Annotated in this window: 11 protein-coding genes; 10 read left to right on the plus strand and 1 reads right to left on the minus strand. The window is 34.7% G+C overall.

Features of this window, described 5'->3' with window-relative positions; all coding sequences use genetic code 11:
- The first annotated feature begins 51 nt into the window (after positions 1 to 51).
- The 6 genes from PBV87_RS14290 (at position 52) to PBV87_RS14315 (ending at position 6,534) form a co-directional block, all read left to right on the plus strand.
- Positions 52 to 888: an HAD family hydrolase gene (locus tag PBV87_RS14290; RefSeq protein ID WP_271012702.1), complete on the plus strand. Its 837-nt coding sequence runs from the start codon at positions 52 to 54 to the stop codon at positions 886 to 888.
- Between the two features lie 257 nt (positions 889 to 1,145).
- Positions 1,146 to 2,192, plus strand: coding sequence for an ABC transporter ATP-binding protein (locus PBV87_RS14295; protein ID WP_271012703.1), 1,047 nt, complete (start codon positions 1,146 to 1,148; stop codon positions 2,190 to 2,192).
- The gene (locus PBV87_RS14300; protein ID WP_198524884.1) at positions 2,189 to 3,064 is read left to right on the plus strand and encodes a carbohydrate ABC transporter permease; all 876 of its coding nucleotides are present in this window, start codon (positions 2,189 to 2,191) and stop codon (positions 3,062 to 3,064) included. Before PBV87_RS14295 ends, PBV87_RS14300 begins: the two co-directional genes overlap by 4 nt.
- Positions 3,065 to 3,073: 9 nt before the next feature.
- Positions 3,074 to 3,892, plus strand: a complete 819-nt coding sequence (locus PBV87_RS14305) for a carbohydrate ABC transporter permease (RefSeq protein WP_271012704.1) — start codon at positions 3,074 to 3,076, stop codon at positions 3,890 to 3,892.
- Positions 3,893 to 3,930: 38 nt separating this feature from the next.
- Positions 3,931 to 5,274, plus strand: coding sequence for an ABC transporter substrate-binding protein (locus PBV87_RS14310; RefSeq protein ID WP_271012705.1), 1,344 nt, complete (start codon positions 3,931 to 3,933; stop codon positions 5,272 to 5,274).
- 12 nt (positions 5,275 to 5,286) lie between these two features.
- Positions 5,287 to 6,534, plus strand: coding sequence for an alkaline phosphatase family protein (locus PBV87_RS14315; RefSeq protein ID WP_271012706.1), 1,248 nt, complete (start codon positions 5,287 to 5,289; stop codon positions 6,532 to 6,534).
- Positions 6,535 to 6,596: 62 nt separating this feature from the next.
- On the opposite strand, the gene PBV87_RS14320 is transcribed toward PBV87_RS14315, so the two are convergent.
- A complete protein-coding gene (locus PBV87_RS14320) occupies positions 6,597 to 7,535 on the minus strand; it encodes a hypothetical protein (RefSeq protein WP_271012707.1) in 939 nt (312 codons plus the stop codon).
- A gap of 167 nt (positions 7,536 to 7,702) precedes the next feature.
- Between PBV87_RS14320 and PBV87_RS14325 the strand changes: the two genes are divergently transcribed.
- The 4 genes from PBV87_RS14325 to PBV87_RS14340 form a co-directional block, all read left to right on the plus strand.
- Positions 7,703 to 9,160: an ABC transporter substrate-binding protein gene (locus PBV87_RS14325; protein WP_271012708.1), complete on the plus strand. Its 1,458-nt coding sequence runs from the start codon at positions 7,703 to 7,705 to the stop codon at positions 9,158 to 9,160.
- An 81-nt stretch (positions 9,161 to 9,241) separates the two neighbouring features.
- Positions 9,242 to 10,144: a carbohydrate ABC transporter permease gene (locus tag PBV87_RS14330; protein ID WP_271012709.1), complete on the plus strand. Its 903-nt coding sequence runs from the start codon at positions 9,242 to 9,244 to the stop codon at positions 10,142 to 10,144.
- 10 nt (positions 10,145 to 10,154) lie between these two features.
- Positions 10,155 to 11,048, plus strand: coding sequence for a carbohydrate ABC transporter permease (locus PBV87_RS14335; RefSeq protein WP_271012710.1), 894 nt, complete (start codon positions 10,155 to 10,157; stop codon positions 11,046 to 11,048).
- A gap of 22 nt (positions 11,049 to 11,070) precedes the next feature.
- The coding region (locus PBV87_RS14340) for a sugar-binding protein (protein ID WP_271012711.1) at positions 11,071 to 14,995 on the plus strand (3,925 nt) is incomplete at its 3' end.

Below are 14,995 nucleotides of genomic sequence, written 5' to 3' on the forward strand. Positions count from 1 at the left end.
TAAGTATATAACTGAACCTATAACAATTTAAAATAGCAAAGAGGTGTAAAAATGGAACATATTAAAGTAATTATTTGTGACTTAGATGGAACCTTATATAGAGATGAAAAATTTTATCAAAGATTCATTTCTCACATCCTAAAAGGGAGTGTATTTGAAGCAGATGAGGCAATCATTCAACAAAAAGCAGAAGCAATCTTACTCGGGAAGGATCCCTTTACATTAGGACAATTTTATGATAGAACCAGTGATTTAACAGGAAAATCTCTAGAAGAACGATTAAACATTAAGGGTATTGTAAATACTGAAGCCCACTTTGAAAGTTATTTAGATAGAAAGTATGGTTTTATGGCTGATGCATGGAGTGTTGTCTTTATGCTGGCTAATCAATTAGGCATAGCTAGTGATGTGGTAGATGCGGGGTTTGTTAAAGTAAGGGAAGAAATGCTTATGCCAGAATATGCCATAGAGGTCAGTGAGCAACTTGTAAAAGTACTAGGAGAACTTGCAAAGTATACAGAAGGCATGTATATGCTTACTAATACCAATGAACCAGAAGCAATAGAGTTTACGAAGTATATAGGATTAGAAGATAAGTTTGATGTGATCAAATATGGTGCAGATAAACCTTTTGGCCTTATGAATGTCTTACCGGACATCTTAAACACGCATCAAATTGATGGGCATGAAATATTAGCTATTGGAGATCATGGCTATAATGACTTATATCCAGTAAAAGTTTTAGGGGGTAAGACTATATTGACTTCACCTTATCAAATTCAAGATCATATGGATTGGTCAGTACGTGTTCATACATTAGAAGCTTTAAAAGGACAATTAGAAGAAGTGCTTACACATTGTAAGAATAGAGAGGGCAGGATTGCTTAATGGCAAACATAACAGAGAAAATACTACCCGTTAAAGGGGAGAACCTAGTACTTTAGTGAATAGAAGTTCTAAAAACACACAGCATTTAAGTGTGTTTTTTTTGTTTTGAAAATATATATTAATTTATATTTATTAATAATTTAATATAAAAATAAATCTTTTAACTTGCTCTTATTTTTGATTTAATAAAAAGACTATAGAATAAGACTTGTCAGAAACACAGGACAATAAACTCTAGGAAAGAGTAAGGAGGATTTATGTCAGAGATTTTGTTAAAAAATATAAGAAAGACTTATGATAATGGAACAACCGTTATAGAAAATTTAGACTTAAAAATTGAGTCAGGCAGCTTCACTGTATTGGTAGGACCTTCTGGATGTGGGAAGTCTACGACACTTAGAATGATCGCTGGATTAGAGGATATCACAGGAGGCGAGATTTATATCGATGGCAAATGTATGAATGCTATACAGCCAGGTGATCGTGATATTGCGATGGTATTCCAAAATTATGCCCTGTATCCGACTATGAGTGTAAAAGGAAACATTGAGTTTGGATTAATCAATGCGAAAATACCTAAACAAGAACGTGAACGCTTAATAGATGAGATTGTAGATATTGTAGATTTAAGAGATCATCTTCATAAAAAACCCTCGCAGCTATCAGGTGGTCAAAGGCAACGTGTAGCCTTAGCAAGAGCTATGGTTAAAAAACCAAAAGTATTCTTAATGGATGAACCTTTGAGTAACTTAGATGCAAAACTCCGTAACCAAATGCGTTCAGAACTTATTGAACTTCATCATAAACTGGGTGCAACATTTGTTTATGTAACCCATGACCAAGTAGAGGCTCTCTCTATGGCAACAGACATTGTGCTTATGGAAAAAGGTGTGATTAGACAACACAGTACACCCCATGAAATTTATGTGGAACCACAAAATGTTTTTACTGCACAGTTTATTGGAACACCAGAAATGAATGTGCTAACCCGTGAGAAAGTTGAAAAGTATATAGACTTAGATCATGAAGTGGCTTATATAGGCTTTAGACCTTCGAAAGTAAAGCTTTATAAAGAAGGGGATGAGCAGGAAGATAAATTTGTATTTGAAGGCTATATACTGACAAGAGAAATGCTTGGTTCAGAAGTGATTTATCGTGTTCAGACACAGATGGGGGTTGTAGCGGTTAAAGTATTTAATGATGTAGAACTGGAGTTAGATGACCAGGTGAAACTCTCTCTTTCTTATAAACATATGTACGGATTTGACAAAAGTAAAGATAGAATCAAAGGAAGTGAATCATGAAAAAAGTGATTCAAACCCTTAAACCCTATCTTTTTGTAGCACCAGCCCTCATCATCTTTTTAGCTTTTTCGATTTACCCAATCTTAAATACGATTTATCTAAGCTTCCATGAATGGGATCTGATCTCACCTACCAAACAATTTGTAGGGCTTAAAAATTACCATACCTTATTTAAAGACGTAAAGTTTTATCAAACCTTATCCAATACTTTTGTGTATATGGTATTAACCGTAGGTTTAGGGGTGATTTTGGCCATTGCCTTAGCCCTATTTCTTAGAAAAGATACACGTATTAATAAGTTTATGCAAAACTTAATCTTTACACCCTACATTGTATCTCTTGCATCTATTTCTTTCTTATGGATGTGGCTGATGAATAATGACTTTGGGCTTCTGAATTATATTTTATCATTAGTAGGTATTCCGCCTATAGACTGGTTGGGAAATCCAAAAGTAGCCTTGATTTCATTAGTTATCATATCTGTGTGGAAAACACTAGGATATAATACCCTTATTATTTTATCAGCACTACAAAGTATTCCAAAACATTTGTATGAAGCAGCTGCGCTAGATAAATCATCTAGGAAACAAACTTTTCTTAAGATTACCCTTCCTATGATTTCACCCACACTCTTTTTCTTAACCATTGTCAATGTCATTGCATCCTTTAAGGTGTTTGAAACCATTCAGATCATAACCAGTGGAGGACCGCAAAACAGTACCAATACCCTTGTGTATTCTATTTATGAATATGGATTCCAATTCTATAAAATTGGTTATGCATCAGCTATTGGTGTAATTTTACTTGTGATTATTTCAATCTTTACAGTTATGTACTTTAAATTACTTTCTAAGAAAGTCCATTACCAATAGGAGGGCGTTATGAAGTCTATTAAACAACTTCCAAGAGCCATTGTGACGATTATATTATTTCTTATTTTCTTCTTTCCGTTTTACTGGATGTTTATCACTTCAGTTAAAACTTTAGGAGAGACTGTAATATTCCCACCAAGTATGTGGCCAGAGGTTTTTCAATGGCAAAACTTTAAGCAAGCCTTTGAAGCTATACCTTTTATGCACTACTTAAAAAATAGTGTGATCATTACAGTGAGTGTTCTTGTTTTACAAATGTTAACCATTATTCCTGCAGCCTATGCTTTTGCAAGATATGAATTTAAAGGGGATAAACTTATTTTTGGTCTAATCATGGTAACGATGATGATACCAGGGCAACTGGTTTTCCTACCTTTATTCGTTATATTCTCAAATCTTAATTTAATTAACAAATTACCAAGTCTGATTTTACCTTTTGCCTCAAGTGCTTTTGGAATCTTTATGCTGAGACAGACCTTTAAGCAAGTACCTAAAGAACTTATAGAAGCAGCGAAGTTAGATAAAGCAAGTGAGTTTAAAGTAATCACCAAGATTATGTTACCACTTGCTAGACCTACACTGACCACCCTCGCCTTACTTACTTTTATTAGTACATGGAATGACTACTTTTGGCCATTAACTCTTACAACCAATGATCGTGTAAGAACATTACCTGTCGGTATTGCTTCTTTAAGGCAAATTGAAAGTGGTGTAAACTATCATATTTTGATGGCTGGAAACGTCATGCTTATTGTACCTATTTTAATCGCTTTTATTTTTGCACAAAAACAAATAATTAAAGCATTCACCTATATGGGTGATAAATAATAGATAAAATCAAATGATTGATTAAAAGGAGAATGATTATGAATAAAACGGTACTTAAAAAACTTCTAGCTTTATCTTTAATGGCTACAACATCAGTAGCTGTAATGGGTTGCTCTACAACGGCATCAGTGAAAGCTCAACCTAATCAAGAAGGCACAAGCCAAGAAGCAAAACAAGAAACACAAGATACCCAAGAAGAAATCATTGAGTTAGAGTTTTGGTATTCTTGGCAAGATAAAGTAGCTGAAAATAACAAAGAGCTTACAGCAAAGTTCAATGAAACCATTGGTAAAGAAAATAATATTGTGATCACAGCAGAGTATCAAGGAACTTATGATGATTTACATACAAAACTAAAGAGTGCATTTATTGCCAATGAACAACCAGCCATCTCTGTCATGGAGATTGCAAGTATTCAAAGCTTTGCAGATGCAGGAATGATTGAGTGCCTTGATGAGATCATTAGTGATGAAAAAGAAAACAACTTCTTACCAGGGCTTATGGATAACTCTTATGTAGATAGCAAGTTATATGGCGTGCCTTACTTAAGAAGTACACCTATTTTCTATTACAATAAAACACTCTTTGATCAAGCAGGCATTACACAAGCACCTACCAATTGGGAAGAACTTGCAAGTGCATCTAAACAGTTAGAGACTATTGGGGTAAAAGGCTTTGGATTCCTTAATGATAACTGGCATTTTGAAGCTTATACACAAGGAAATGGTGGCAATACCGTGAATGCAGACGAAACAGTAGCCATCTATAACGAAGCACCAGCTGTAGAAGCTGTAGCATTCTTAAAGGAAGGTATTGCAAACAATAACTTTAAATATTACAGTGGGAACAATGCAAGTGATACACGTACAACAGAAATTATGAATCAAAAAGTTGCAATGTGGGTGAATTCTACAGGATCCCTTAATAATACTTTAGATATTGCTTCTCAAAATGGTTATGAAGTAGGTACAGCATTTATTCCATGTGGAACAGCATACAGCGTACCAACAGGTGGATGTAACCTTGTTATGACATCTAAGCTTACAGATAAGGAAAAAGAAGCAGCAGCACTTTTTATTAACTTTATGACAGATGAAGAACAAGTGGTTTACTCACATAAAAAGACAGGATACCTTCCAACAACCATTAGCTCAACAACAAACCCAGAAATCGAAGCATTATATGAATCAATACCTCAATTTAAAGTTGCAGTGGATCAATTACAATATGGTCATGGTCGTCCAATGAATAAAGCTTATGGTGAAGCCATTAAAGTATATACAACAGCACTTGACCAAATCTTTACAACGGATGTAGACGTTCAAGCAACCCTTGATAAAGCGGCAGCAGAATCTACTAAACTTTTACAAGAAGGCAAATAGAGGAGGTTTTATATGAGAAAATTAGTTGTCATTAGTGTAGATTCTTTATTCACCAGTGATTTGGAAATGGTAAAGGATCTTCCAGGCTTTAAAGAAGTATTAGAAGACAGTATTGTTGTAAAAAATATAGAATGTGTCTATCCAACACTTACGTATCCTTGTCATGCAACCATCATGACAGGATACTATCCTGCAACCCATGGGATTCATCATAATGAAGTCTTAGAACCAGAGCATAACAATGAAGATTGGTACTGGTATTATAATGATTTACAAACAAAAACAATTTTTGACTATGCCAAAGAGAAGGGGCTTTCAACAGCTGCCGTTTTATGGCCAGTGACTGCCAATGGTCCTATAGATTACCTCATTCCAGAAATATGGGCACCTGAATATGATGTGGCAAATCGAGCGATTTTAGAAACAGCCTCAGCACTGACAGAAGAAATTTATTATCATCATAAGCATCTTCTTAATTGGAAGAAGAACCCTGATTTTGATAGCTTTGGCGAAGCATGCTTACTAGAAATTGTAGACCGTTATACACCAGATGTATTATTCTTACATCAAGCAAGCCTTGATCATGCAAGACATGTGGCTGGCACAGAGCATGAACTAGTAAGCGAAGCAAGAAAAAAACATGGGCATTGGATTGAAAATATATTAGATCTTTACAAACGCAAAGGCATCTTTGAAGAAACCACTTTTGTTGTTTTAGGCGATCATGGTCAATTGAATATTCAACGCGTTGTAAGTATTAATGAAATGCTCAAACGTGCAGGTCTTATTCAAACAGATGGAAAAGGTAAAGTATTAAGCTACGAAGCTTATATACAATCAGCAGGCATTTCAGGCCACTTATATATCGCGAATGAAGCAGCGGGGATAAAGGCGTTAGAAGTGTTAGATGAAGCAAAAGAATTAGGTTACATTGACCATATCTTCGATAAAGAAGATGCGAAGAAACATGGACTTATAGGTGCTTTTGAATATGTTGTAGAAAGCAGTATGCTTACGGCAATCTCAAATGAAGTAGATAGTGAGATTGTAAAAGAAATAGATACAAAAGACTATAAATATTCAAAAGCTACACATGGGCACCTACCAACAAAAGGTGATCAACCACCATTTATTATTTATAATTCAAAATTACCATCAAGAGTTATAGAATCTGCTAGATTAGTGGATGAGTTTCCGACTTTAATGCAATTATTAGAGTTAGAGATTCCAGAAGGATTAGATGGAAAAACACTCCTTTAAATAAAAATAACAAAACCCTCACCGCTTTTATATAAAAGTGATGAGGGCTTTGTTATTTTTATTTATAAAGTATCTATAAATCTATTGAGTTTTGAAGCAAGTTTCTGAATAGGTACAACAACTTGTCTAATAATGACTTGAGAAAGGAGTAAGAAGAGGACAAGGATCCCTATAAAGATAATAAATATGATCTTTTTTAAGTTATTAAACTGAGCATAGACGTGATCAAGAGAAGCATGTACTTCTAACTGAGCATTAGAGGTAAGAGAATAAATATAGATATATTCATTCTCAAAAGACAGAGGGCTAAAACCTAAAGCTGAAGAAGGAATACTGATATTTTCATCAATAAGGTTGATGGCGACATAAAGATCTGACAAAAATAAATTACTATCTACTTGCAATGGCTGAAGGAGCTTTGGCAAGCCTAGATCAATGATTAAATAGCCTAGAGTCTGATTTGGAATAGAATAAATAGGACTTATGTAAGTAAGTACACCTTTAGTACGCTCATAACGAAAGTCATCATAGTAGGGAAAAAGATCTTGATACCTAACAATCCAGCTTAAGGGCTTTGTTTCATGAGTATAAAGGTTATAGCGCTGTTCTAGAAATTCTAAAGGCGGTGCATTAGAAACAGATAAAGTTGTATAGAGACAATAGTTAGAGTGTGCACTATAAATAGAAATACCTTGAATAGTAGGCATAGAAGCTTGTAATCCATTAAGGTAATCATTAATGGTGGGATTAAATTTTTCAGTAGAGAGTGCTTCTATAACCGTAGGATTTTGGGCAGCGAGTAATGTAGTTTGTTCTACAAGATCTATTTGTGTCTGGATTTCTGTACAGAGGCTGCTTAAATGAGTCTGAAGTAAAGTATTATAATTTGAAACGACATTTGAGAAAATCAAGCGAATACAAAAAACATTAATAATAAGATAGCAAAGTGTAATAACCCCAAGACAAGTAAGTGTAATACGCGTTTTAAATCCAGTAAACATAATAGACTCCTTTTTAATATTAGAGTATAATTTAAACTTATTATAGATAGTGGTTGGTAAAAATGCAACCTTTTTAGCAGAAAAGCCACCTAAAAACTGTATAAATTGTATGCTAATATAAATGCATGGAAGTCATAAAACAATAAAATGCTTTAAGGGGGAAGATTATGAAAAAGAGAAATATCGCTTTATTTTGTGGACTATTCTTATTAGCAAGCCAATTAACTGGATGTAACCAAACTACCTCAGTACAGCCAGAGAAAGAAGAACTTAAAGTAGAACAGACACAAGATACGACACAAAAAGAAGATATAAAAGAAGAACAAGAAATCAAAATAAGTGTAACAGATTTTCCGAAAGAAACAGATCCTGAGCGTTATGCACTAGCTAAAAAACAACTTGATGAGTACCATGCAAAATACCCTAACATTACGCTTGAACCTACAGATTGGGCTTATGATATTAATTCATTTTTACCTAAAGCAGCAAGTGGTCAACTTCCCACTATGTATGGTACATGGTTTACAGAGGTTAATAAAATTGTAGATGCAGGCTATGCAGCAGATATTACAGATATTGTTAAGGAATGGGGATATGATAAATATTTAGATCCTAATATGTTAGAAGTACTTTCAAAAGATGGTAGAATTTATGGTTTGCCTATAGGCGGTTATAGTGTAGGTGTTATGTACAATACAGATTTATTCAAACAAGCAGGCCTTGTAGATGATGGAGGAAATGCTTTAATACCACAAAACTTTGAGGAAATGGCTCAGTTTGCTCAGACTATTACAGAAAAGACTGGAGTGCCAGGATTCTTCTTCCCAACGAAGTCAAATCAAGGAGGGTGGATGTTTACCACTCTTGCATGGAATTTTGGAGCTGAGTTTGAGACTTTTGAAGATGGTAAGTGGAAAGCTGTATTTAATTCACCAGAAGCAGTACAGGCACTTCAATATATTAAAGATTTAAGATGGAAATATAATGTATTACCAGATAATCTCCTTGTAGACTATGGTGATTTCTTTAAATACTTTGGAACAGGTCAGGTAGGAATGGCATTTTCTACATTAGATTGGCTTAATAATCCAGTTGTAGATTACAAAATGGATAAAGATTTAGTAGGAATGTTTGGTTTACCAGTAGGTCCAGCAGGTGAAGAAGGGCGTGGGGTATTAATGGGAGGAACAGTGCGTATGTTCTCGCCAAATGCAACACCAGAAGAGATTGATGCCGTATTCAAGTATCTAGAAATAACAGGTTATACGCCAAATGCAGACCCAGAAGTAGAAAAAACTTTACAAGAAACAGTTCAAGCTGATTTAGCCATTGATAAAATTGTAGGACCATATGGTTTATCTCCATGGGGAAGTGGCCCAAGACGAGAAGCAGAAATTAAAATCTTAACTGAAAATGCCAATGTGGATATGAGTAAATTTGAAAATTATTTAACCCATGGAATGACAGATTTAAGACCAGAAGAACCTATTGCGACACAAGAACTTTATAAGTTATTAGACTCAGTTGTTCAAACTGTACTTACAGATGAAAAGGCAGATCCACAAAAGTTACTTGATCAAGCAGTAGCAGAATTTCAAGCGAATTATTTAGATAAACAACAATAAGAAGATGGAGGGTTGCCTTAAAAGAATATTTCTTAACAAGGCACCCTTTTTCTATAAAAACTTCTAAAAGGGGAATAGCGTATGAAACAACAACTATTGATACAAAAAACTTTTAGGACCCTAAAAAAAGATTGGACAGCATGGATTCTGATATTGCCAAGCTTATTATTATTTACAGTATTTGTGTGGCAACCACTTATAGAGGGTGTTGTACTTTCTTTCTATGAAACGAAAGGGTTTGATGTAGTAAGTTTTGCAGGATTTAAAAACTATAGAGAGATTTTTTCAGAGCCTGCTTTTAGAATGGCACTTATAAACACCTTTAAATATTTATTTTGGTCATTGCTTTTAGGATACTTAATACCAGTTATTGTTGCACTGATTCTTAATGAGATGATCCATATAAGTGGATTTCTTCGATTTTCCGTATACTTCCCAAGTATAGTACCTGGTATTGCAACAGCATTGCTATGGGTATTTATTTTAGAACCAGGCGCTGGTGGCATTATGAATAGTCTTTTTCAAAAACTAGGTATACCCATGTCTCAATTTCTGCAAGATCCTAAGCTGACCATCCCTATTATTATACTTACGATGACATGGAAAGGTTTTGGAGCTACAGCGATTGTATACTTAGCAAGCTTACAAGGTGTTAATCAGGAACTTTATGAAGCTGCAATTACAGATGGTGCAGGTATATGGGAAAGAATAAAGCATATTACCTTACCTCAAATTTCAAGCATATTGAGTCTAATGTTTATTATGCAAGTAATAGGTGTATTCCAAGTAATGAGTGAACCATTGGCTATGACAGATGGAGGGCCTAATAATGCCTCCATGTCTTTAATGTTACAAAGTTATTTATATGGGTTTAGATATTTTGAAACGGGTAAATCTATGGCAGTGAGTACAATTACCTTCTTAATCCTTATTATATTAACCGCATTTTATTTTAAAGTTAAAAATAAAGTGGAGAAGGAATAGGAGAAAAAATATGAGCAAATTACAACATAAACAAACAGGTGTTATTGTTTTTACAGATTTAAAAAAGCCAAAGATAAAGATGTTTTACTATATTCTTCTAGGTATAATGATTGTCATTGCCTTGTTGTGTCTTATACCACCTTTATGGATTATGACATCGAGTGTAAAAGATATTAAAGAGTTCTTCCAAATTCCACCAACTTTTATTCCTAAGACCTTTCAACCTGAAAAGTTAGTAGAGACTTGGAAAAAGCTAAGCTTTATGAAATATTATGTCAATACTATTTTTGTTGCAATGGGATCAGTAGGTTTTTCTATTATTTTTAATGGACTTGCTGGCTATGTTCTCTCTAGACTTAAACCTAAAGGAAGCCATATTCTTTTTCAAATTATGATGTGGACCATGATGCTTCCAGCTTCAGTAGGTATGATTCCATTATTTAAAAACATTATTGATGTACCTGTTTTACATATTAATTTAACAGACTCGTACTGGCCTCTATGGCTAATGGCAGGTGCAAATGCCTTTTATGTTATCATTTTTAAGAGCTTTTTCGATAGTATACCCAAAGATTATATAGAAGCGGCAAGATTAGATGGATGTTCAGATTTAGGGATTTTTGCAAGAATTATTCTACCACTCAGTAAGCCCGTTATGACTGTTGTAACCATCTTTACGATTAATAGTGTATGGTCAGATTTTTTGTGGCCTTATATTACATTAAAAGATCCCAATAAATATACAGTAATGGTAAAGATTTTCACAATGAATGGTCAAGCAGGTTATCCAGCTGATATGCGTATGATTGCAGTAACTTTTGCCATTATACCACCAGCAATCCTCTTCATTATTTTCCAAAAGAAAATAATGAGTGGTTTTAATTTAGGTGGTATTAAAGGATAAATAAAATGAAGGGGGAAATAAGATGAGAAAGGTATCTGGGAAAGGTTATAAGGTACGAATGGCTCTTGGGTTAAGTGTTGTTCTAGGAGCAAATACCATGCTTCCCAACTTAAGCATGGCAAGTCATCCATATGATGTACCAGTAAGTATTCAACAAGAGGTTCAATCTACAACTTCAGGGAATATTGTTATTCAACCAGGTAATGAGGAACAAATACCAAAGTATATAACAACGACGAGTGCTTTAACCATTACAAATGAAGTCAGTGTTAAGTTAGGGAAAGTAGTAGAAGCAAATGGCATTGATGCAAATCCAGCCGATAATCATGAAGCTTTACAAATTGTTACACATGATGGAAAAGAAGGCTGGCGAACGAATGAAAAAGAAAATATGCTGTTTGTATATTGTGGGGTATCAGATGATTTTATATTTGATGGCACAAATGCAGTGGAAATTGAAGTAGAATACTTTGATGAAGGGACAGCTGAATTTGCTTTGCAATATGATTCTACAGGTGAAGTAGAAAAGGTAGCAGGTTTTGTAAAACTTACAGATACTAAACAATGGAAAACCCATACGTTTACAATAGGAGATGCCAAGTTTGCTAATCGCTTCTTTGGAAAGGATTTTAGGATAGGTGTATGGGCACCAGGAATAGGTACAAGGGAAGATGTAACCTTTGGAAGCATTAAAGTAAGGAAAGTAGACTTATCTGAAAGACAGCAGGTAGATGTTATCTTTGGAAATATTCCAAAGTTTAATGGTATTTATGCAAATCCTGGAGATAATCAAGATGCTATTCAAACTGTAAACTATGGAGGCAAAGAGGGATGGAAAACAGATGAGAAAGCGAATACCTTATTTATTTATTGTGATGTTGAAGATGGATTTATTTATGATGGAGAAAATACAGTAGAACTTACAGTAGAGTACTTTGATGAAGGAACAGCGGAATTTGGTGTGCAATATGATTCGGTTTATGAGACTGAAAAAGTAGCAGGAATTGTTAAATTAACAGATACAAAAGAATGGAAAACCCATACCTTTATATTAGGCGATGCTAAATTTGCTAATCGCTTTTTTGAAAGAGATATTCGTATAGGTGTATGGGCACCGGGAATAGGTACAAGAGAAGACGTAGCCTTTGGAAGTGTTACAGTGAAAAAACTTCCTCCAATAAAACCTATTTCAGTACAAGTAAAGTCACCTTATACTGGAAATATCTTCTCAGAGGGAGATGTGGTTGAGCTAGGTATCCAGCTTGAAAACTTACTTTCAGATGAAAAAAGAGACGTTAGAGTCACTTATACCATTGAAAATGATGTACGCAACGATCAGATAGCAACAGGAGAGTTCTCTCTTACACTACAACCAAACGAAAAACAAACGATTCCTGTCTTAGTTAATCAACTGGATGCGTTTGGTGTTTATAAAATGTATTTAAATGTAGATCCAGAACTTACAGATGAAATGATTGAAAAAACTATAGATTTTAGTTATATCCCTAAAGTAGAAACAGCACTTAAAGAACGTATAAATGATTTCTTTGGTGTATGCACACATTTTGGTTTAGACCGTGGTGTTATTCCGGAAAATCTAGATGTTGCACAAAAAATGGGTGCACAGTTTATTCGAGATGAGATGTTCTGGGATCGAGCAGAAACAGAAAAAGGTGTGGTGAAAATATTACCACATTGGGATGAGTATGTAGATGAAGCCATCGCTAGAGGAATGGAACCATTGATTATTTTAGACTATGGTAATCCATTTTATGATGGAGGTGGTGCACCTTATACAGAAGAAGGGCTTAATGCTTTTGCCAACTATGCAAGGACTATAGCAGAACATTTTAAAGGACGTGTAAAATACTTTGAAGTTTGGAATGAGTACAATGGAACTTTTAATCCAACGAAGAGACCTCCAGAGGATTATGCTAAACTGCTCAAATTGACTTATGCAACATTAAAAGAAGTAGACCCTAACTGTACAGTTGTAGGGGGGGTAACAGCAGGGACGGATCTATACTGGATTGAAAGAATACTTCGAGTAGGTGCAATTGATGATATGGATGCCATTTCAATTCATCCATACTGCTATCCTATGACACCTGATGTTGGGAAATTTGAAAATAATATTGAACAAACTTTTAATCTTCTAAAAAAATATGGTAAGGAAAAGCCAGTTTGGATTACTGAATTAGGATGGCCAACTCAACGTGATCAATATGGTGTTTCTGAGGTTGATGCAGGCAGTTATTTAGTGAGAAGCTATGTGAAAAGTATAGCTTCTGGGATGGTTGATAAGTATTTTTGGTATGACTTACAAAATGATGGAACTGACATTTATAATAATGAAGATAATTTTGGACTTGTCAGAGGTGAAGGGGCAACGGTACCACTCTCAGCAAAAGCTGACTACGTTGCCTACGCACAAATGGTTGATGCATTAGAAGCGGCAAGATTTATAAATGATAGTATGATAGATAATAAAATAAGAGTTAATTATTTTAAACGCTCCACAGGAGAAGATGTAGTGGTTGTTTGGTCTACCAAAGATCAAGGTGAGGCAATAGCTTTTGAGACAACACAGTCAAGTGTAACCGTGATGGATCTATTTGGAAATGAAAGGGTGATTCCAGCATTAGGAGGTAAAGTAAGTATTTCTATCTCAAAAGAGCCTATCTATATTGTAGGTGAGGTTGGGGAAGTAGTGACAGATGATGTAGCCTTTAAGCTATTAGAAACTTTTAAAGAAATTACAAAAGGTGAGTGCTTGAATATAGAAATTAAGCGGGGAAAGAATCTAGAAGGTATTACAGGATACTATAGCTTTGCATTACCTGAGGGTTGGGAAGTTATAGGGGATACTCAGTTTAGTAAAGAGGGGCCTATCGATACACTTAAAATCCAAGTTCCACATACCTCTAAGATAGGTAAGTATGTATTTAATATACAACCCCATGTAGAAAAACAGTCATTTGATGCCGTTACACTTGAGGTAGATGTACAAAATGCATTACAAGTAAGTGTCCTACCTATGGTATCAGAAGTTGGCAAATGGGATGAGTGGAGTGTACAAATTCAATTAGAAAATAAATCGAAGACACTTACATTAGATGGAAATATTGTGTTAGAAAAGCCACAAGCACTGGCGGGGACGTTTAATTTTGAGGGTATACAACCACAAACCAAACAAAGTATTCCTATTTCTGTGCCTAAGGACTTACAAGATGATCTCATTGAACTTCAAGGAAAAGTACAGCTTGAAAATGGTGAAACGATAGGTATTAATCAAAAAATAAGTTTTCTTGCAGCTATACAAAGCAAAAATGTACCTATTATTGATGGGAAAATAACTGAAATGGAATGGAATGATAGTATGCCATTCTACCTTAATAAAGCTGAGCAAGTACAGGAAAATAATAATTGGCAAGGCATAGAAGATTTAAGTGGAGTAGGGTATGTCAAATGGGATGAGAAGCATTTCTATTTGTCTATGGAAGTTACAGATGACACACACTCTCAGGAAGATTTTGGTGGTGGTATTTGGAAAGGTGATAGTATCCAATTTTCATTAGACACACATCGTTTGAATAGACCATCTCCAGAAGGACATCATCAATTTGGTTTTGGATTTGATGGTGAAACCATTACAAAATGGCGTTGGGCAGCAGATAATGGTCATAATCCAGGAGAGGTACTAGATGCTAAATGCCAGATTGTACGAGAAGGTAATAAAACAAATTATGAAATTGCTATTCCGTGGAATCAAATTTTACCAAAGGGTGAAACAATAAGTGAAAAGACATGCTTAGGTTTTTCATTGCTCATTAATGAAAATGATGGAGAAGGTAGAACCGGTTGGATTGAATATCGACAAGGGATTGGATTTGGACCGGATCCAAATGGATTTGGTGATATTATACTTCTTAAAATACCAGATCCAA

The sequence above is a fragment of the Holtiella tumoricola genome, from assembly GCF_027857615.1.
Classification (GTDB): domain Bacteria; phylum Bacillota; class Clostridia; order Lachnospirales; family Cellulosilyticaceae; genus Holtiella; species Holtiella tumoricola.